This window comes from Pseudomonas sp. MC6, assembly GCF_054790575.1.
This window is the reverse complement of sequence record NZ_CP186504.1, coordinates 4,824,983-4,845,012: the sequence shown is the minus strand read 5'-3', so window position 1 is coordinate 4,845,012 and position 20,030 is coordinate 4,824,983. Positions and strand designations below refer to the sequence as shown.

Sequence of the window (20,030 nt, the reverse complement as noted above, 5' to 3'; positions counted from 1 at the left end):
ATCAAAAGATCGCAGCCTTCGGCAGCTCCTGCACAGGGTTTGTGTCAGTCGCGAGCCAGCGCCCAGGCCTCTTCCATCAGCAGCGGTTGTTTCATATGCTCGGCGAGCATCGCCATGGCGCGTTCTTTTTCGCAGGCGACTGCAGCGACCAGCACACCGTTTCTACCGAACAGACCGATAAAGGGCGGATTTTCCGGTTCGCCAAGAAACTCCACCTCATCCCAGTGCTCCGCGTGGCCAAGGTAGTCGTAATTCTTGCCGAAATGCCAGGTCCAGAAGAACGGCACGTCGAGGTAATGTTCGTCGCCACCGAGCATATTGGTAGCGGCGATACGCGCGTGTTGTTGAGCCAGGCGCCAGTGCTCTATGCGTTGTGGCTGGCCGTTCAACGGGAACGTGGCGATGTCGCCAATGGCCCACAGATTTTCGCTCACACGCATACCGTCATCGACGCGCAATGACTGATCCTTTTCCCTCGGCAGTGACGCGAAAGCTTCGGTGGCCGGGTGCACACCGATCCCGACCAGTACCAGATCCGCAGAAAGCCGCAGGCCATTGTCCAGCAGAACCGCCTCGACCTTGTCGTCGCCAATGATCTCGGTGGCTTCGTGTTCGGTAATGAATTTCACGCCGTTTTCTTCGTGCAACGTGCGGATGGCTTTGCCCACGGCCTCGCCGAATTGCGCGGCGAAAGGAATCGCGTGCCGAGCCAGCACCGTAACGTCGAGGCCGTATTGGCGCAGAGCCGAGGCGCACTCGAGAGCGATGAAACTGTCGCCGATGATCACCGCGCGTTGCTCGGGCTTGGCGGCGTTCATTATTTGGTCTGCCTGGGCTTTTGAGCGCAGGACGAAGACCTGCGGCAGGTCGGCGCCGGGCAATTCCAGCGTATTCGGCTCGCCACCGGTAGCCAGCACCGCCGCGTCATAGCGCAGGATCCGGTCATCGCTCAGGTGCAAAACCTTGCTTGAGGCGTCGAGCGAGGTGATTTCGTTTTCCAGTCGCTCAATACGCTGCTCTTTATAAAAAGCCTCATCTCGCAGAGGAGGGGTTTCCTCGGGGGGCATTTCTCCAGCGAGGACAAATTTGCTCAGCACCGTGCGGTCGTAACCGGCATCTGCCTCGCGATCAATCATCACGATCCGGCCACCAAAGCCCTTTTCCCGCAGCGCCGCCGCACACGCGGTGCCTGCCGCCCCGGCGCCGACAATCACGAACGTGCGTGCATCATCCGCCGGCGGCGTGTGCGGATTCGCTAAAGGCTGATCATCGACCCACACCTCATCACCACGTAGTTCCAGTGGATAACGTTTGAGGCTGTCGAGTGCGGGAGGCTCACACAGCGCGCCATCTTCTGCCCGAAAAGCAGCCTTGTGCCAGGGGCAAATCAGCCGTCCGTGACACACTGCGCCGTCAGCCAAGGGCGCGCCGGCATGCGGGCATTCGCCCTGAAAGGCACGCAACTGATCGCCTGCGCGCAGCAGCACAATCTTGCAGTCGCCGATTTCAACCTGCAGGCCACGGTCTTCAGGGACATCGGCAATACGGGCGACACGGTGCAGGGACATGGTCGGCTTCCTCGCGGGCATTTCTCTTGTGAGTTTGTGCATCGGTGCGAGGTTCAGCCATTTGCCACTGCCACGGCACGAACGGTACAGCTATAGTTTGCAGGCCGACGACGGCCCCACTGCACAAGGTGCTCCCGGAATGACCCGATTGACCTCTCTCAACCCCTGGCTGGCGGCTCTCGCCGTCACCCTTTGCGTGCAGTTTCCGGCGCAGGCCCAGGAGCGTTTCACCCTGAGCATTCCGGGTGTTTCCGATAACCGCCTGTTCACCTCGGCCGCGGCCAGCGATGCGGCCGGCTGCGGTGGCAAGAACCAGTCGCCGGCCCTGAGCTGGAACGCAGGTCCTGCCGGTACCCAAAGTTATGCGATCGTCATGCATGACCCGGACGGCCAGAAAGGCCTGGGCGTCGATCACTGGATTCACTACGGCATCAAGTCCACTACACGGCAGATTGCAGCTGGCGTCGGTGCCAAGTCCGCGTTCGAAGGTGTCGGTGGCACCAACAGCAAGGGCAACACCCACTACATGGGGCCGTGCCCGCCAGTGGGCGACAGCGCGCACCACTACGTCATCCAGATCTACGCGCTGGATCTGGCGCCGGACGCCTTGCCGGCCGGTCTGACCCGCGCCGAGCTGATGGAAAAAATCAAAGGCCACGTACTGCGTAACAGCAGTGCGGTGCGGCGTTATCACCGCTGAAAAATTTTTTAGCGGCGTTTAACCCGAACTGAAAGGGCTGCCCGTCTCAGTGGATGAATGATCAATTTCATCCCGAGGTCAGCCCCCATGTCTCATCCTCTCTTGCGTCCTGTTGCGGTTGCTGTGTTACTGGCGCTTGCCGGTTGCGGTGCTTCGTCCACACCCGATTCCGCTGCTGTGCCAGCGCCGGCGCAGCCCGAAGTTCTAGTACAGCAGGAAGCGGTCATGGCCGGTGGGGCGATGGCCAAGCGCATGGCTCATCCTGCGCCAATCGCCAGTTTCGCAGCGATGCCAAGCGCAGACAGTTATCCACAGCGCTACCGTGACGAGCCGCGCGAGCAATATCAAAAACTGGCCGATAACCCGATCCATAGCGTCGTCGAAACCCCGGTTTCAACGTTCAGCGCTGACGTTGACACCGGCGCTTATGCCAACGTCCGCCGCTTGCTCAATCAAGGCCGACTGCCACCGGAAGGCACGGTGAGGCTGGAGGAAATGGTCAATTACTTCCCTTATGACTACGCGCTGCCCGGCGACGGATCGCCGTTTGGCGTGACTACTGAACTGGCCACCTCACCGTGGAACCCGCACACCCGCCTGCTGCGCATCGGCATCAAGGCGTCCGACCGGGCGGTGGCGGAAATCGCCCCGGCCAATCTGGTGTTTCTGGTCGATGTGTCCGGCTCGATGGATCGCCGCGAGGGCTTGCCGATGGTCAAAAGCACGCTGAAATTGCTGGTCGATCAATTGCGCGATCAGGATCGCGTGTCACTGGTGGTGTATGCCGGCGAATCCAGAGTGGTGCTTGAACCGACTTCCGGGCGCGAGAAAGCGAAAATTCGTACAGCCATTGAGCAATTGACTGCCGGCGGTTCGACCGCTGGTGCCTCCGGTATCGAACTGGCCTACCAAATGGCGCAGCAGGCCTTCATCCCAAAAGGTATCAACCGCATCCTCCTGGCCACCGATGGTGACTTCAACGTCGGCGTCAGCGACTTCGACAGCCTCAAGCAAATGGCTGCGGATAAACGCAAAACCGGAATTTCGCTGACAACCCTGGGTTTCGGTGTGGATAACTACAATGAACACTTGATGGAACAACTGGCCGACGCCGGCGACGGTAACTACGCCTACATCGACAATCTGCGCGAGGCGCGCAAAGTGTTGGTGGAACAGGTGAGTTCGACCCTCGCCGTGGTGGCGAAAAACGTCAAACTGCAGGTGGAGTTCAACCCGGCGCAGGTCAGCGAATATCGCCTGCTTGGCTATGAAAACCGCGCGTTGAAGCGTGAGGATTTCAGCAATGACAAAGTCGATGCCGGCGAAATCGGCGCAGGACACACGGTGACCGCGCTGTACGAAATTGTTCCGGCGGGCGAGCAGGGCTGGCTGGAGCCGCTGCGTTACGGCAAGTCGGAGCCGGTTGTTTCCTCGAAGAACGGAGAATTGGCGATGCTGCGTGTGCGTTATCAACAGCCTGAAGGTGGGAAAAGTCTGCTGATCGAGCGGCCGATAGCCAATCAGACCGCGCCGGCTAGCGAGGATCTGCGTTTTGCTGCTGCCGTTGCCGCGTTTTCCCAGCAGCTCAAGGATGGCCGTTACACCGGCGACTTCAGCCTGAAAGACACGGAGACACTGGCCCGTGGCGCTCGTGGTGATGATCGCTTCGGTTTGCGCAATGAGTTCGTGCAACTGGTCGAACTGGCGCAGAGCTTGCGCAACTCAACCGCATCGAACGCGTTGGCCACTGAACAACGGATTGAATAAGTGAGTCGTCTGAAAGGCTTCATCAGTCAGCTGTTTGCCTCGGCAGACAGCTCAACCGCCAGCAGCGATGAATCGCTGCTGGCGCGTTATCGCGAGGGCGACGGCGCCGCGTTCGAGATCTTGTACGCGCGCCATCGCCAAGGCCTGTACCGGTTTCTGCTCGGCTTGAGCGGCAAACCGGAACTGGCCGACGAAGTATTTCAGGAAACCTGGCTGAGCCTGATTCGCAGCGCCAGTCAGCCACAAGGCCGGGCGACATTTCGTACGTGGCTGTTCCAGATCGCGCGCAATCGCCTGATCGATTACTGGCGCAAGCATGGCGCCCAGCAACCGCTGCACGACAGTTATGATGAACAAGCGCATGCCGTCAGCGATGAGGCGAACGATCCCGAACAACTGCTCAGCCTGAGCCGCGACAACCAGCGTCTGGAAAGCGCCCTGCAAACCCTGCCCGCCGACCAGCGCGAAGTGTTCCTGCTGCGTACCCACGGCGACCTCGACCTGGCACAAATCGCCAGCCTCACCGAAGCATCGCTGGAAACCGTCAAAAGCCGCTTGCGCTACGCCCAGCAAAAACTGCGTCGGCTGCTGGCCGAGGAGGTACTGACATGACTGACGCCCGCCAGACACCCGAAGATCCGCTGATCAAACATGTGCGCGAACAGCACAACGCCGAACCACCAGCGCACCTCGATGCGTTCATCCTCAACGCCGCGCAGCGTCAAACCCCTGCGCCGACACCAAGCCTGTGGAAACGCTGGCTCGACGTCTGCCGCAAACCGCGCTGGCAAGTCGCATTCGCCAGCCTCGTCGGCGTGGCATTGATGCTGTCGCTTGTCCAGCGTGCTCCTGAGCCGCTGCGTCAGTACGACTCCATTCCTGCCCCCGAGCTAGCAGTGCCCATGACCGACACGGACTCAGCGCAACTGCACCGATTGTCCGCCCCGGCCGGCGCCCTGCCAGCCCCTGTGCCGATGATGGAAATGGCCGCGCCGATGCAAGATCAAGCCATCAGCGCCGATGAAACCAAACTCAGCAAACGCGCCACCGCCCCGGCCAACGGCCTCGACGCACAACTGCGCGAAGTCCTGCGCCTGCGCGAATCCGGCCAATCGCAAGCCGCCGACAGCCTGTTCAACAACCTGCACAAACGCTACCCGAACGCCGATCTCGACGCCCGACTCGAACAGTTGCAGAAAAAATGACCGCCTGATCCCCCAGCCATTTGGCATTACCCCGCAAAAACGCGCACTATCGGGGCATTGCCGATGCGCTGGAGGACAACGTGGCAGCAAAAATTGACCGCATCGCCCAACTGCTCAACTGCCCGGAGAAGGGCGAAGAGATGCGGCGCGCGATTACCGAGACGCGTAAGGAATTTCTGCTTAACCAGTCGGAAGAGGATGTCGTTGATGAAGGCGACGTCTTTGAGGAGGTTGAGGAGGAAGAAGACGACGATGATGATTACGACGAGTTTGACTGGACGACGGAGTAACGTCGTTCCGGTCCCTTTGCGTCACCCACAAAAAAGCCCCGGACCATCACAGTCCGGGGCTTTCTCGTTTAAATCAATGGTGCACCAGGCGGGATTCGAACCCACGACCCCTGCCTTCGGAGGGCAGTACTCTATCCAGCTGAGCTACTGGTGCAGCGGGCGACATCATACCTAGGTCGGCTCGGGGCGTCCATGCTGGGTTTCGGCACGGATTGTCAGTGCGCGTGTCGGCGCAAATCGCTGCATTCCATAAAGCTGTAACGTCCTGCAAAACCCTCGCTTGGCGCTTTCTCGGGACTGTTCTATGGTTTTGTTGCGGCTGAGGCTTTTGGCGCGTTGATCTGAAAAATTCCACAAACACGCCGTTTTTGTTCTTTTTTTCGAACGACCTATTGTCCTTTAACCCCTTTGATCCTACGATCCGTTTGAGATTTCAAACGCTCGTTGACCGGGCGTTGAAGCGCCAGTGTTTCGAATCGTGCACTGTCGATGCGCCACACCCGGTCACTGATTTCCCTGACGGCAGCCTTGCGAGGCGCCTTTCTACAATCATAATTTGCTCCGCGCAGGCCGCGGTGCTGTTAAGGAAAGCCGACATGCAGCTTAAAGACACCCTGTTGTTCCGCCAGCAAGCCTTCATTGATGGCGCTTGGGTCGATGCGGACAACGGTCAGACGATCAAGGTCAACAACCCGGCCACCGGCGAAATCCTCGGTACCGTGCCAAAAATGGGCGCCGCCGAAACCCGCCGTGCCATTGAAGCCGCTGATAAAGCGCTGCCGGCCTGGCGTGCACTGACCGCCAAAGAGCGTGCCGGCAAGCTGCGTCGCTGGTTCGAACTGATGATCGAGCACCAGGACGACCTCGCGCGCCTGATGACCCTCGAGCAGGGCAAGCCGCTGGCCGAAGCCAAGGGCGAAATCGTTTACGCCGCTTCGTTCATCGAGTGGTTCGCCGAGGAGGCCAAGCGCATCTACGGTGATGTGATTCCGGGCCACCAGCCAGACAAGCGCTTGATCGTGATCAAGCAGCCAATCGGCGTGACCGCTGCGATCACCCCGTGGAACTTCCCGGCCGCGATGATCACCCGTAAAGCCGGCCCGGCACTGGCCGCCGGTTGCACCATGGTGCTCAAGCCTGCTTCGCAAACTCCGTTTTCCGCTTTCGCCCTGGCCGAACTGGCTCAGCGCGCGGGCATTCCTGCGGGCGTGTTCAGTGTCGTTTCCGGCAGCGCCGGCGACATCGGCAGCGAGCTGACCAGCAACCCGATCGTGCGCAAACTGTCCTTCACCGGTTCGACCGAAATCGGTCGTCAGCTGATGTCGGAATGCGCCAAGGACATCAAGAAAGTCTCGCTGGAACTGGGCGGCAACGCGCCGTTCATCGTGTTCGACGACGCGGACCTGGATAAGGCCGTCGAAGGCGCGATCATTTCCAAATACCGCAACAACGGCCAGACCTGCGTCTGCGCCAACCGTCTGTACATTCAGGATTCGGTCTACGACGCGTTCGCCGAGAAGCTGAAAGTGGCCGTGGCCAAACTGAAGATCGGCAACGGTCTGGAAGACGGCACCACCACTGGCCCGCTGATCGACGAAAAAGCCGTGGCCAAAGTGCAAGAACACATCGCTGACGCTGTAGCCAAAGGCGCCACCGTGCTGGCTGGTGGCAAGGCGATGGAAGGCAACTTCTTCGAGCCGACCATCCTCACCAACGTGCCGAAAAATGCCGCCGTGGCCAAGGAAGAAACCTTCGGTCCACTGGCGCCGCTGTTCCGCTTCAAAGACGAGGCCGAAGTGATCGCGATGTCCAACGACACCGAGTTCGGTCTGGCTTCGTACTTCTACGCTCGTGACCTCGGTCGTGTGTTCCGTGTCGCTGAAGCGCTGGAATACGGCATGGTCGGCGTCAACACCGGGCTGATCTCCAACGAAGTCGCGCCGTTCGGCGGCATCAAGGCCTCGGGCTTGGGCCGTGAAGGCTCCAAGTACGGCATCGAAGATTACCTGGAAATCAAATACCTCTGCCTGGGCATCTAAGCTCGGACAAGGATCGCTGCAAACGCAAAGGGCACGAGAGCGCTGTCCCTTTGCGTGGTTTCAAACCGGAATTTTCTCTGCGGCCAGGAACGCCGTGGCAGTCGATCATCGCATGCTGCCACCGTCGATTTCTCCCGCTTAATCCTTGAACCACGCCGCCCGATGAGCGGCGAATGAGGACTGTAATGAGCAAGACTAACGCTGAACTGATGGCCCGTCGTACCGCAGCTGTTCCACGTGGTGTTGGCCAGATTCACCCGATCTTCGCTGAATCGGCAAAAAACGCTACCGTGACTGACGTTGAAGGTCGTGAGTTCATCGACTTCGCCGGCGGCATCGCTGTACTGAACACCGGCCACGTGCACCCGAAAATCATCGCGGCCGTGACCGAACAGCTGAACAAGCTGACCCACACCTGCTTCCAGGTACTGGCTTACGAGCCGTACGTTGAGCTGTGCGAAAAGATCAACGCGAAGGTCCCAGGTGATTTCGCCAAGAAAACCCTGCTGGTCACCACCGGTTCCGAGGCCGTGGAAAACGCCGTGAAAATCGCCCGTGCCGCCACTGGCCGTGCTGGCGTGATCGCCTTCACCGGCGCCTACCACGGTCGCACCATGATGACTTTGGGTCTGACCGGTAAAGTCGTGCCTTACTCGGCTGGCATGGGCCTGATGCCAGGCGGCATCTTCCGCGCGCTGTACCCGAACGAACTGCACGGCGTGAGCATCGACGATTCGATCGCTTCCATCGAACGCATCTTCAAGAACGACGCCGAGCCAAAAGACATCGCCGCAATCATCATCGAGCCTGTGCAGGGTGAAGGTGGTTTCTACGTTGCGCCGAAAGAGTTCATGAAGCGCCTGCGCGCGCTGTGCGACCAGCACGGCATCCTGCTGATCGCTGACGAAGTACAAACCGGCGCTGGCCGTACCGGTACGTTCTTCGCCATGGAACAGATGGGCGTTGCTGCTGATCTGACCACCTTCGCCAAATCCATCGCTGGCGGCTTCCCGCTCGCCGGTGTTTGCGGCAAGGCCGAATACATGGACGCCATTGCGCCAGGCGGCCTGGGCGGCACCTACGCCGGTAGCCCGATCGCTTGCGCCGCTGCTCTGGCAGTGATGGAAGTGTTCGAAGAAGAGCAACTGCTGGACCGCTGCAAGGCTGTCGGCGAACGTCTGGTCACTGGCCTGAAAGCTATCCAGGCCAAGTATCCGGTGATTGGCGAAGTCCGAGCCCTGGGCGCGATGATCGCGGTCGAGCTCTTCGAAAACGGTGACAGCCACAAGCCAAACGCTGCAGCAGTAGCGTCGGTTGTGGCCAAGGCGCGCGACAAGGGCCTGATCCTGCTGTCCTGCGGCACCTACGGCAACGTTCTGCGCGTCCTCGTACCGCTGACCTCGCCGGACGAGCAACTGGATAAAGGCCTGGCGATCATCGAAGAGTGCTTCTCCGAGCTCTGATCACCCCGTGTGACCTGATCGACAAAAACCCGCTTCGGCGGGTTTTTTTACGCCCCTTGAAACACATCGAGCGCTTTAGCGCTGTATCGAATGGCCAGCATTGGCTAAGGTTCAGGCATTGCAAGGGAGAGCGCGCATGACTGCCGTTGATTTACCCGCCGTACCGCGAGTGCTGATTGCCGAGGCTGATCCGTGGTCTCGCGACTTGCTCAAACAAGTGTTGCTGAACGTGCGTTGCGATGCACGGCTGGATCTGTGTGCCGATGGCCAGCAAGCCATGTCGATGCTCAGCGAAATTCCGTATGACCTCGCCATCGTCGATTGGGAACTGCCCGGCGTCGATGGTTTGAATGTGCTGCGCAGCGTGCGTCAGCGCAAGCGCAATCCACCGCTGCCGTTCATTCTGATGAGCAACCGCAACGACAGCGCCAGTGTGCGCGAAGCGATTCCGTTGGCGCCGACGGCGTATCTGACCAAACCACTGAACATGGAAAACCTGACTGAGCGTTTACAAGGCTTGTTGCTGAATGCCGGTGAAGAGGTGTTCTGTGAGGTGCCGGCATTGGCGCCGGGCATGACCTTGGCAGTATTTCTTGAGCGCCGCCGCGAGCAAGCCGACGGCGCACCGTTGATGACCGATGTGCAGGTGGCGGTGAAGCGCAGCCTCAATCCCAATGGCCTCGATCTGAAGTTGCTGGAAGATGAGATCAAAACCGATCCACAGATCACGGCGGTGTTGATCGCTGCGGCCAACAGCGCGGCGCAGCACCACGGCGCGCCGGTGCAAACACTGGCGCAAGCCCTGCATCGCTTGGGCACCGGACAGAGCATGAACCTGATTCTGGGGTTGGCACTCAAACGCAGCGCCAGACTCAGTGATCCGTGCCTGGCGGATTACGCCGAACGTTACTGGGGGTTGTCGCTGCACACCGCTGAATACGCCCGCACGCTGGCGCGCTTGCTCGATCTCGATCAGGAGCGCTGTTACTGCGCGGGCATGCTGCATCGCTTGGGTGATCTGGCGTTGCTGCGTTGTCTGCAGGAATGGCAGCAGGCCGGTGGTGAGCTGGATGAGCTGGAGGAAGTCGGCGAGGCGCTGGCGGAATTTGGCGCGGCATATGGTTCGGCCCTGCGTACTCGCTGGCGATTGCCGCTGGAGCTGCGTGAGCTGATTGCCTCGGTCTACCAGCTCGGTGGCGGCGTGTATTCCCGCGAGGCGCTGGTGATGAACATGTCGGCGCAGATGGCCCGCTTGACCGAGCATGAGGGCGTGGAGGAGTTGGCGAAGAGCCGCACGGCGCGGTTGCTCAAGATCGGGCTGCCGGAGTTGATGCGGATGCGCAAATAACCTGACTTACACAATTCCAATGTAGGAGTGAGCCTGCTCGCGATAGCGGTGTGTCAGTCAATTCTGTGTGTCCGACACACCGCTATCGCGAGCAGGCTCACTCCTACAATGGATCTCTGTGTAGCTGAGATACGGGTCAGGCAGAAATGATGCGGTTCTTGCCCTGCCGTTTGGCCTCATACATGGCCGCATCCGCACGGGCGAACAGGCTGTCGAGGCTTTCGTCTTCCCCGGTAAGGCTGGTCAGCCCCTGGCTGACTGTGATGCCGTACGTCTGGCCGTCATGGCTGAAGCTCAACCGCTGAATTTCCTGCTGCAGTCGCTCGGCCACTTGCATGGCCATGTCCGGTGCGCACCCTGGAAACACCGCCGCAAACTCTTCCCCGCCAATCCGCCCGAACAGATCACCGCGACGTAACGAGCCACGCCCGCACTCGGCAATCCGCTGCAACACGTTGTCGCCTTCGGGATGGCCGTAACTGTCGTTGATCACTTTGAAGTCATCGATATCGAGCAGCAAAAACGCCATGGGCGAACCCTGCGCACGCGCCTCTTCGAACTCGCGGTTGGCGCACTCGAAGAAGTGACGGCGGTTGCTGCTTTGCGTCAGCACGTCGGTGGTCGCCAAGCGATGCAGCTCGGTTTCCATCTGCTTCTTGTCAGTGATGTCCTCGGCGATGCCGACGATGATCACCGGTTGCCCCGGCTCGTCCTGACGGTTGATGAAGCACTTATCGCTGAGCCAGCGCACCTGGCCGTCGGCGGCGATGATGCGGTATTCGCGATCTTCTACCGCACCTTTGTGCAGGACTTCGGTGAGGCTGCGTTCGGCGTATTCCAGATCGTCGGGGTAGATGCTGTCACGCCATTGGTTGTAGTCGGCGAGCAGCAGGCCGGCGGAGCGACCGAAAATCCGTTCGTAGGCGGGGCTGACGTACAGCACCTGACGGGTTTCCCAGTTGAAAGCCCAGAGCACGGCGTTGACGCTGACCAGCAATGAGCTAAACAGCTGCTCGCGTTCGCTTAGCCGAGCGACCTCGCCTTGGGCATGCATCAACGCCATCAGGGTTTGCGCGGCCTCGGGCCACTGCGGTAAGGATGAGTCTTTTTGGTTGTTATTGACCATCGGCACAGATCTCAAAGGACGTGCCGCAATTCGACAACGGCCACAGTACAGCCCGCCGGGATGGCGAAGTGTCTTTGAGATAGGCGATTTTTAGCGAAGTTCCGAAGGGTGCCCCCGGGAGCCGGGTGCACCGATCAACGGTCTCAGACTGCTGCAGGACGCAGCGAGTAGGTTTTCAACTGGTCAGCGAACTCGCGCAGGGACTGGATGCCACTGGCTTCCGCCTCGTGAATCCACTCTTTGATGGCCGCGAGCATGTCGTGGCCATTTGCGCTGGTCTTGACCCAGATCTGCTGCAGGGCCAGGCGTTTTTCGTAAATTACCTTCAACGCCTGACTGTGCTCGAGCATTGTTTGGATGCGCACGTGGTGACGATCTTCCAGCAGGCTGGTTTCCCGCGACAGCAGACGCTTGGCGCGGTGGAACTGGTGGCGCACCGAATGATCGACCTTGGCCAGTTCTTGCTTGACCAGCGGACCGATCACCAATTTGCGGTACTGGGCCATGATCTGGAAACGGTTGTTGAGGATGGCCATGGCGGTGTCCATGTCCAGATTGCCCTTGCCTTCAACACGGTGAGCGATCGGCGCTACACGCTGAACCTTGGCCAGACGCAGGAAGCTGAAGACTTTGATCCACGCCCAGCCGAGGTCGAACTCCCACTTCTTCACCGACAGCTTGGCCGAGTTAGGGTAGGTGTGATGGTTGTTATGCAGTTCTTCGCCGCCGATCAGGATGCCCCACGGCACCAGATTGGTCGCCGCGTCGCGGCATTCGAAGTTGCGGTAACCGACAGCATGGCCCAGACCGTTGATGACGCCGGCAGCCCACACCGGGATCCACATCATCTGGATCGCCCAGATGGTGATGCCGATGGTGCCGAACAGCAGCAGGTCGATAACGCCCATGATTGCCACGCCCAGCAGCGGGTAGCGGCTGTAGACGTTGCGTTCGATCCAGTCTTCGGGGCAGTTCTTGCCGTAGATGCGCAGGGTTTCCGGGTTCTGCGCTTCGGCGCGGTACAGCTCGGCGCCGGTGCGCAGTACCGTCGACAAACCCTTGATGACCGGGCTGTGCGGGTCGTCTTCGGTTTCGCACTTGGCGTGGTGTTTACGGTGGATGGCGGTCCACTCGCGGGTGTTCTGCGCCGTGGTCAGCCACAGCCAGAAACGGAAAAAGTGCTTCAGACCGGCATTCAGCTCCAGCGAGCGATGGGCCGAGTAGCGGTGCAGATAGACCGTGACGGCAACAATCGTCACGTGGGTCATCAGCAGGGTGACTGCGACCAGAGACCAGGCCGACAAGCCAAGAAAACCTTCGTACCACATAGGCTATAGGGCCCTCGATAAAGATAAAAACAGCCGTTGCATTATCACCAAGCACACAGATAAAACCAGTCGCCCTTTCAGATAAGAGTCGCTGGATGTTTCTTGACCTATAATTCCAACCTTTTTGTAGGGACATGGACAGCCGAATGCCTGCCACTTACCGCGATGCATTGCGTGCAGCGCTGCTCTATCTCGTGCTTGCCGCTGTCTGGCTGCAAGGTACTGATCATTTATTAAACAATTTCTTCGATAACTCCGTCGATCTTGCCCGATGGCAACTGATCAACGGTTATCTGTTTGCAGCCTTCAGCGCAGGGCTGATTTTCCTGGCGCGAGCGCGTTTGTGCACGTTTCTCGGGATCGGTGCACGGTTGCGCGAGCGCCATGTCGATCGCGAACGCCTGCGTCAGGCCGCGGCGGTATTCGATTGCACCCGCGAGGGCGTGTTGGTGACCAACCATCATGGCCGGATCGTGCACGTCAATCGCGCGTTCATCGAGATTACCGGTTATCAGCGTGAAGAAGTCATTGGGCAGCAGCCGAGCCTGTTCAAATCCGGCCATCATCCGCCAGGGTTCTATCAGTCGATGTTCGCCACCCTTGAGTCGCAGGGCGAATGGAGCGGCGAGATCTGGAACCGGCGAAAAAGCGGCGAGATTTATCCACAGTGGCAGACCATCCGGATCATTCACGATGATCAGGGCCGGCTCAGCCATTACGTCGCGGTGTTTTCCGACATCAGCGCGATCAAGGATTCCGAGCATGAACTCAAACACCTCGCACACCACGATCCGCTGACCGATCTGCCCAATCGTCTGCTGTTCAGCGATCGCGCCGAGCAGGCGCTGGCCTCGGCGCAAAACCACAAGCGCGGCTGTGCATTGCTGATGCTCGATCTCGATCACTTCAAGATGATCAACGACAGCCTCGGCCATAACGTCGGCGATCGCTTGCTCAAGGCCGTGGCGGCGCGTTTGCAAGCGCTGTTCGGCCCCGGGATTACCCTGGCGCGGCTCGGCGGCGATGAGTTCGCGGTACTGGCGGAAAGTTGTCCACAGCCGGTGCAGGCGGCGGCGCTGGCGCAACGCATTCTCGATGCGCTGAAGGAGCCGTTCTGTATTGATGGCAATCAGTTGTTCATCAACGCCAGCCTCGGCATCAGTCTGTTCCCCAGCGATGCGCTAAGCGCCGAGCAACTGTTGCGCAATGCCGATGCGGCGTTGTTCAAGGCCAAAAGTAGCGGTCGCAACGGTTATGCCTTGTATACCGAAGAACTTACCGCCCACGCCCAGCAACGGGTGGAGATCGCATTCGAGCTGCGCCGGGCGCTGGAGCAGCAGGAGCTGCGGGTTTACTACCAACCCGTGCATGACTTGAAAACCAGTCGCCTGATTGGCGTCGAAGCGTTGGTGCGCTGGCAGCATCCGGTGCGTGGTCTGGTGTCGCCGGCGGAGTTCATTCCGATCGCTGAACGCACCGGGTTGATCGCCGAAATCGACGCTTGGGTCATGCAGCAGGCGTGTCGGCAGATGTGTGAGTGGCAGCAGGCCGGGATCGTGCTGTCTTTTGTCGCGGTAAATGTGTCTTCGCGCCTGTTTGCCCGGCGTGAGTTGTATCAGCAGGTGGCGCAGGTGCTGCACGACACCGGGCTGGATCCGGCGTTTCTGGAGCTGGAAGTCACTGAAAGCGCGGTGATGGATGATCCGGAAGTGGCGCTGGAGCAGATGCACCGTTTGCGCGAGTTGGGTATCCGCCTGGCCATCGATGATTTCGGCACGGGCTATTCGTCGCTGTTAAGGCTCAAGCGTTTGCCGGTGCAGAAACTGAAGATCGATCAGGGTTTCGTTGCCGGGTTGCCGTGGGATGAAGATGACGCGGCGATTGTCCGGGTGATTATCGCGTTGGCCCGGAGCATGGGCATGCAGGTGCATGCCGAGGGTATTGAACAGGTTGAGCAGGCGGCGTTTCTGTTGGGACAGGAATGTGACCTGGGGCAGGGGTACTGGTTTGGGCGGCCGAGTCCGGCAAAGGAGATTGATTGGGCGAGAACTCCGGTGATTGGTTAAAAGATCAAAAGATCGCAGCCTGCGGCAGCTCCTACACCGATCCCTGTAGGAGCTGCCGAAGGCTGCGATCTTTTGCTTCAACAGGCTGCAAGCCCTTGCCCCGCCACATAATGGTTTCTAGTTATATAAACATTCTTAAATAGTCTTTTTAAGAATATCCGCGCCTCTCTTATATTGCTCCTACGCCGAACGCAGTGCCGCCCACTGCCAGGCAAATCCCATTCAAAGGAGCAGCACCATGAGCGCATCCCTTCGCAGCGTTGACGGTCAGGACGAAAGCACCATCTTGCGTGAAATCCAGAGCGCCCTGCGCGATCTGCGTTTCGGCGCGGTGGAGATCACTGTGCACAACGCGCAAGTCGTGCAGATCGAACGCAAAGAGAAATTCCGTTTGCAGCAGCCGGGCAAACAACCGGGCTGAGTTGAAGATCAAAAGATCGCAGCCTGCGGCAGCTCCTACAGGGGGCTGTGTGTAGGAGCTGCCGAAGGTTCGGGCCGCGATCGGACGATCTTTAGCCGGCACATCCGATTCCAGATATTCATAAGAAAAAGCCACCACCAAGAATTCCAGGAGCTTTCACCATGTCGTCGATTCGCCGTTACGCTTTGGCCGCCCTGGCCAGTGCTGTGTTTGCCGGTTCCGCCGTTGCCAAGGATTACGAACTGCTCAACGTGTCGTATGACCCGACGCGCGAGCTGTATCAGGATTACAACGCTGAATTCATCAAGTTCTGGCAGAAAGACCACGCTGGCGACACCGTTAAAATCCAACAATCCCACGGTGGTTCGGGCAAGCAGGGCCGTGCGGTGATCGACGGTCTGCGCGCTGACGTCGTGACCCTGGCGCTGGCCGGCGACATCGACGAAATCGCCAAACTCGGCAAGACCCTGCCCGCCGACTGGCAGAAGCGTCTGCCGGAAGCGAGCACGCCGTACACCTCGACCATCGTCTTCCTGGTGCGCAAGGGCAACCCGAAAGGCATCAAGGACTGGGGCGATCTGGTCAAGAACGACGTCTCGGTGATCACCCCGAACCCGAAAACCTCCGGCGGCGCCCGCTGGAACTTCCTCGCCGCGTGGGCCTATGGCCTGAAAGCCAACGGCGGTGACGAAGCCAAAGCCAAAGAATATGTGCAGACCCTGTTCAAGCACGTGCCAGTGCTGGATACCGGTGCACGCGGTTCGACCATTACCTTCGTCAACAACGGTCAGGGTGATGTGTTACTGGCTTGGGAAAACGAAGCGTTCCTGGCACTGAAAGAAGATGGCGGCGCCGACAAGTTCGACATTGTCGTGCCTTCGCTGTCGATCCTCGCCGAGCCGCCAGTGGCGGTGGTCGACAAGAACGCCGAGAAGAAGGGCAACGAGCAGATCGCCGAAGCCTATCTGAAGCACTTGTACAGCCCGGCCGGTCAGGAGATCGCCGCGAAGAACTTCTACCGTCCGCGTGACAAGGACGTGGCCGCGAAGTACGCCCAGCAGTTCCCGAAACTGGACCTGGTGACCATCGACAAGGACTTCGGCGGCTGGAAAACCGCGCAACCTAAATTCTTCAACGACGGTGGCGTGTTCGACCAGATTTATCAGGCGCAGTAATCTGACTTCAGCCACACATCAAGCCTGAAGCCAGGCGCGGAAAATGTGGGAGCGAGCTTGCTCGCGAAAGCGGAGTGTCAGACGACGTAGAGTTGGCTGATACTCCCTCTTCGCGAGCAAGCTCGCTCCCACATTGGTGCGTTCAGCGGAATGCTTTTTAACCAAGGACTTTTATGTCGCGTCGTATCTCCCCCGTCATACCCGGCTTCGGGCTGACGCTGGGCTACACCTTGGTGTACCTCAGCCTGATTGTGCTTATCCCGCTGGCGGCGATGTTCGTCCACGCCGCCCAACTCACCTGGGATCAGTTCTGGGCGATCATCTCCGCACCGCGGGTGCTTGCGGCCTTGAAGCTGAGCTTCGGCACCGCGCTGTGCGCTGCGATCATCAACGGCATCATCGGCACGTTGCTGGCCTGGGTGCTGGTGCGCTACACCTTCCCGGGGCGCAAGGTGATCGACGCGATGATCGATCTGCCGTTCGCCCTGCCGACAGCGGTGGCCGGTATCGCGCTGACCGCGCTGTATGCGCCGGCTGGTCTGGTCGGCCAATTCGCCGCTGACCTCGGTTTCAAAATCGCCTACACCCCGCTCGGTATCACTCTGGCGCTGACCTTCGTCACCCTGCCGTTCGTGGTGCGCACGGTACAGCCGGTGCTGGCCGACATTCCCCGTGAAGTCGAAGAAGCTGCCGCGTGCCTCGGCGCGAAACCCTTGCAGGTGTTCCGCCACATCCTCGTACCTGCGCTGCTGCCAGCCTGGCTCACCGGTTTTGCCCTGGCGTTCGCGCGTGGCGTCGGCGAGTACGGTTCGGTGATTTTCATCGCCGGCAACATGCCGATGAAAACCGAAATCCTGCCGCTGCTGATCATGGTCAAACTCGACCAATACGATTACACCGGCGCTACCGCCATCGGCGTGCTGATGCTGGTGGTTTCCTTCGTCCTGTTGCTGCTGATCAACTTGCTGCAGCGGCGCATCGAAACCCCATAAGGAGGCGCGAACATGTCCCAATCGTCTATTGCGGCCGCCTCTTCGGCCAACGCTGCACGCCGTGGCAGTGCCACTTCGCGCAGAATCCTGATCGGCCTTGGCTGGCTGGTCTTTTTCCTGTTTCTGCTGCTGCCGTTGTTCATCGTGGTATCGCAGGGTTTGAAAAATGGCCTCGGTGCGTTCTTCACCGCGATCTTTGAACCGGATGCACTGTCGGCACTGAAACTCACCGTGTTCGCCGTGTTGATTTCTGTGCCGTTGAACCTGGTGTTCGGCGTCAGCGCCGCGTGGTGCGTGAGCAAGTACTCGTTCCGCGGCAAGAGCATGCTGGTGACCCTGATTGACTTGCCGTTCTCGGTATCGCCGGTGATCGCCGGTCTGGTCTACGTGCTGATGTTTGGCGCGCAGGGCCTGTTCGGGCCTTGGCTGCAGGATCACGACATCCAGATCGTCTTCGCCTTGCCGGGCATCGTGCTGGCGACGATCTTCGTCACCGTGCCGTTCGTGGCTCGTGAACTGATCCCGCTGATGCAGGAACAAGGCACGCAGGAAGAGGAAGCCGCGCGTTTGCTCGGCGCCAATGGCTGGCAGATGTTCTGGCACGTCACCGTCCCCAACATCAAATGGGGCCTGATCTATGGCGTGGTGCTGTGTACCGCGCGGGCCATGGGTGAATTCGGTGCGGTGTCGGTGGTGTCCGGGCACATTCGCGGGGTGACCAACACCTTGCCGTTGCACGTCGAGATCCTCTACAACGAATACAACCACGTGGCCGCGTTCGCTGTGGCGAGCCTGTTGCTGATCCTGGCGCTCTTCATCCTGCTGCTCAAGCAGTGGAGCGAAAACCGTATCAACCGCCTGCGCGCCAGCGCCGCGGAGGAATAATTCATGTCGATCGAAGTGCGTAACGTCAGCAAGAATTTCAATGCCTTCAAGGCGCTGGACAACATCAGCCTGGACATCCACAGCGGTGAGTTGGTGGCGCTGCTCGGCCCGTCGGGCTGCGGCAAGACCACCCTGCTGCGGATCATCGCCGGTCTGGAAACCCCGGATCAGGGCAACATCGTCTTCCACGGCGAAGACGTCTCCGGCCACGATGTGCGTGATCGCAACGTCGGTTTTGTGTTCCAGCATTACGCGTTGTTCCGCCACATGACCGTTTTCGATAACGTCGCCTTTGGCCTGCGCATGAAACCGAAAAACCAGCGCCCGAGCGAAAGCCAGATCGCGACCAAGGTTCATGAGTTGCTGAACATGGTGCAGCTGGATTGGCTGTCGGATCGTTATCCGGAGCAGTTGTCCGGTGGCCAGCGTCAGCGGATTGCTTTGGCCCGTGCCTTGGCGGTCGAACCGAAAGTACTGCTGCTGGATGAGCCGTTCGGCGCGCTTGATGCCAAGGTGCGTAAAGAACTGCGCCGCTGGCTGGCGCGGTTGCACGAAGACATCAATCTGACCTCGGTGTTCGTGACCCACGACCAGGAAGAGGCGATGGAAGTCGCCGACCGTATCGTGGTGATGAACAAGGGCGTGATCGAACAGATTGGCTCACCGGGCGACGTCTACGAAAACCCGGCCAGCGATTTCGTTTATCACTTCCTCGGCGATTCGAACCGCTTGCTGCTGAGCGACGACAATCACGTGCTGTTCCGCCCGCATGAGGTGTCGTTGTCCAAACACGAACTGGAAGATCACCATGCTGCTGAGGTGCGTGACATTCGGCCGTTGGGCGCGACTACGCGAGTGACGTTGAAGGTTGAGGGGCAGACGGATCTGATCGAGGCCGAAGTGGTGAAAGACCATGACAGCCTGATCGGCTTGGCCAAGGGTGAAACCCTGTTCTTCAAGCCGAAGGTCTGGCAGAAAGTCGCCAGCCTCTAAAGTCAAAAGATCGCAGCCTGCAGCAGCTCCTACAGGGGTTTCGGTTGGTCACACATTTTGTGATCGACCAAACCCACTTTAGGAGCTGCCGCAGGCTGCGATCTTTTAAGCGGCCTAAGCCGCCGCTTTGCGATTTGGATTAACTCGTACCACCCCCGCCCGCGCCTCGATCTGCTCTTTCAATTCATGCCGCATGCCCAGCATGAACGCCAACTCGGCCACGACAAACAACGGCCCGACAATCAGTCCGCTGACATCATCGACAAACGCCGGTTTTCGCCCTTCATAGTGATGCCCGACAAACTGGATCACCCAGCCGACCACAAACATCGCCAGACCACTGCTCAGCCAGACCAGGGTGCTCTGCTGCGCCAGCACATGCCCGGCCCAGACTGACAGCCCCATCAGCAGCGTCATCAGCACCCCGAACTTCACCTCCAGACGCAGATAAAACCACGCCGAGGCCAGCGCCACGACAACGGCTGGAGATATCCACAACCCGCCCAGCGACCATTCTGGCCGCGACAACAAAACCGCCACCGCCACCACAATCAGCGGAATGCCGATAAAGTGGCTGGCGATGTTGCGCGGATCACGGTGGTAGGCAGCGTATTGACTGAGATGGTCGACGAGGCTTTTCATTGTTGTTCCTCCGGTAGGGTTG

Annotated in this window: 18 protein-coding genes and 1 tRNA gene; 14 read left to right on the top strand and 5 right to left on the bottom strand. The window is 59.6% G+C overall.

The window, feature by feature from the left end; all coding sequences use genetic code 11:
- Positions 1 to 44: 44 nt before the first annotated feature.
- Entirely contained in the window at positions 45 to 1,568 is a 1,524-nt protein-coding gene (locus ACOYXE_RS21640) for an FAD-dependent oxidoreductase (protein ID WP_460926582.1), read from the bottom strand.
- Positions 1,569 to 1,707: 139 nt separating this feature from the next.
- Here ACOYXE_RS21640 and ACOYXE_RS21635 point away from each other — a divergent pair, with 139 nt between their 5' ends.
- The 5 genes from ACOYXE_RS21635 to ACOYXE_RS21615 all read left to right on the top strand — a co-directional run bounded on the left by ACOYXE_RS21635 (position 1,708) and on the right by ACOYXE_RS21615 (position 5,530).
- On the top strand, positions 1,708 to 2,268 hold the full coding sequence (locus ACOYXE_RS21635) for a YbhB/YbcL family Raf kinase inhibitor-like protein (RefSeq protein ID WP_460926581.1): 561 nt from the start codon (positions 1,708 to 1,710) through the stop codon (positions 2,266 to 2,268).
- Positions 2,269 to 2,355: 87 nt separating this feature from the next.
- A complete protein-coding gene (locus ACOYXE_RS21630; RefSeq protein ID WP_460926580.1) occupies positions 2,356 to 4,035 on the top strand; it encodes a vWA domain-containing protein in 1,680 nt (559 codons plus the stop codon).
- A gap of 30 nt (positions 4,036 to 4,065) precedes the next feature.
- Entirely contained in the window at positions 4,066 to 4,647 is a 582-nt protein-coding gene (locus ACOYXE_RS21625; RefSeq protein WP_174244488.1) for an RNA polymerase sigma factor, read from the top strand.
- A complete protein-coding gene (locus tag ACOYXE_RS21620; RefSeq protein ID WP_460926579.1) occupies positions 4,644 to 5,240 on the top strand; it encodes a hypothetical protein in 597 nt (198 codons plus the stop codon). Before ACOYXE_RS21625 ends, ACOYXE_RS21620 begins: the two co-directional genes overlap by 4 nt.
- 20 nt (positions 5,241 to 5,260) lie before the next feature.
- The gene (locus ACOYXE_RS21615; RefSeq protein ID WP_405122542.1) at positions 5,261 to 5,530 is read left to right on the top strand and encodes a hypothetical protein; all 270 of its coding nucleotides are present in this window, start codon (positions 5,261 to 5,263) and stop codon (positions 5,528 to 5,530) included.
- Positions 5,531 to 5,607: 77 nt separating this feature from the next.
- Here the strand turns inward: ACOYXE_RS21615 and ACOYXE_RS21610 are convergent.
- Positions 5,608 to 5,684 (bottom strand) — tRNA-Arg (locus tag ACOYXE_RS21610).
- 442 nt (positions 5,685 to 6,126) lie between these two features.
- Here ACOYXE_RS21610 and gabD point away from each other — a divergent pair.
- The 3 genes from gabD to ACOYXE_RS21595 all read left to right on the top strand — a co-directional run bounded on the left by gabD (position 6,127) and on the right by ACOYXE_RS21595 (position 10,380).
- Positions 6,127 to 7,569 (top strand): NADP-dependent succinate-semialdehyde dehydrogenase, encoded by a 1,443-nt coding sequence (gene gabD / locus ACOYXE_RS21605; protein WP_160054658.1) that lies wholly within the window; start codon positions 6,127 to 6,129, stop codon positions 7,567 to 7,569.
- A gap of 185 nt (positions 7,570 to 7,754) precedes the next feature.
- Complete coding sequence (gene gabT, locus ACOYXE_RS21600; protein ID WP_007917687.1) at positions 7,755 to 9,032, top strand: 4-aminobutyrate--2-oxoglutarate transaminase; 1,278 nt, start codon at positions 7,755 to 7,757, stop codon at positions 9,030 to 9,032.
- A gap of 136 nt (positions 9,033 to 9,168) precedes the next feature.
- Positions 9,169 to 10,380 (top strand): HDOD domain-containing protein, encoded by a 1,212-nt coding sequence (locus tag ACOYXE_RS21595; RefSeq protein ID WP_405122541.1) that lies wholly within the window; start codon positions 9,169 to 9,171, stop codon positions 10,378 to 10,380.
- A 136-nt stretch (positions 10,381 to 10,516) separates the two neighbouring features.
- Here the strand turns inward: ACOYXE_RS21595 and ACOYXE_RS21590 are convergent, their stop codons facing one another.
- A complete protein-coding gene (locus ACOYXE_RS21590; RefSeq protein ID WP_160054662.1) occupies positions 10,517 to 11,506 on the bottom strand; it encodes a GGDEF domain-containing protein in 990 nt (329 codons plus the stop codon).
- A 143-nt stretch (positions 11,507 to 11,649) separates the two neighbouring features.
- Positions 11,650 to 12,834 carry a delta-9 fatty acid desaturase DesA gene (desA, locus tag ACOYXE_RS21585; RefSeq protein WP_405122540.1) on the bottom strand — a complete coding sequence of 395 codons (1,185 nt, stop codon included), beginning with the start codon at positions 12,832 to 12,834 and terminating at the stop codon, positions 11,650 to 11,652.
- Between the two features lie 146 nt (positions 12,835 to 12,980).
- Here desA and dibA point away from each other — a divergent pair, with 146 nt between their 5' ends.
- The 6 genes from dibA to ACOYXE_RS21555 all read left to right on the top strand — a co-directional run bounded on the left by dibA (position 12,981) and on the right by ACOYXE_RS21555 (position 19,366).
- Positions 12,981 to 14,900 (top strand): phosphodiesterase DibA, encoded by a 1,920-nt coding sequence (gene dibA / locus ACOYXE_RS21580; RefSeq protein WP_460926577.1) that lies wholly within the window; start codon positions 12,981 to 12,983, stop codon positions 14,898 to 14,900.
- 238 nt (positions 14,901 to 15,138) lie between these two features.
- Positions 15,139 to 15,321 carry a sulfur starvation response protein OscA gene (oscA, locus tag ACOYXE_RS21575; protein WP_007917682.1) on the top strand — a complete coding sequence of 61 codons (183 nt, stop codon included), beginning with the start codon at positions 15,139 to 15,141 and terminating at the stop codon, positions 15,319 to 15,321.
- A gap of 161 nt (positions 15,322 to 15,482) precedes the next feature.
- The gene (locus ACOYXE_RS21570) at positions 15,483 to 16,496 is read left to right on the top strand and encodes a sulfate ABC transporter substrate-binding protein (RefSeq protein WP_007917681.1); all 1,014 of its coding nucleotides are present in this window, start codon (positions 15,483 to 15,485) and stop codon (positions 16,494 to 16,496) included.
- Between the two features lie 173 nt (positions 16,497 to 16,669).
- Positions 16,670 to 17,488, top strand: coding sequence for a sulfate ABC transporter permease subunit CysT (cysT, locus tag ACOYXE_RS21565; protein WP_008080019.1), 819 nt, complete (start codon positions 16,670 to 16,672; stop codon positions 17,486 to 17,488).
- Between the two features lie 12 nt (positions 17,489 to 17,500).
- Positions 17,501 to 18,373 carry a sulfate ABC transporter permease subunit CysW gene (cysW, locus tag ACOYXE_RS21560; RefSeq protein WP_038367233.1) on the top strand — a complete coding sequence of 291 codons (873 nt, stop codon included), beginning with the start codon at positions 17,501 to 17,503 and terminating at the stop codon, positions 18,371 to 18,373.
- Between the two features lie 3 nt (positions 18,374 to 18,376).
- A complete protein-coding gene (locus ACOYXE_RS21555; protein WP_003220514.1) occupies positions 18,377 to 19,366 on the top strand; it encodes a sulfate/molybdate ABC transporter ATP-binding protein in 990 nt (329 codons plus the stop codon).
- A gap of 114 nt (positions 19,367 to 19,480) precedes the next feature.
- On the opposite strand, the gene ACOYXE_RS21550 is transcribed toward ACOYXE_RS21555, so the two are convergent.
- Positions 19,481 to 20,008 carry an Mpo1 family 2-hydroxy fatty acid dioxygenase gene (locus ACOYXE_RS21550; protein ID WP_160054668.1) on the bottom strand — a complete coding sequence of 176 codons (528 nt, stop codon included), beginning with the start codon at positions 20,006 to 20,008 and terminating at the stop codon, positions 19,481 to 19,483.
- Positions 20,009 to 20,030: the final 22 nt, after the last annotated feature.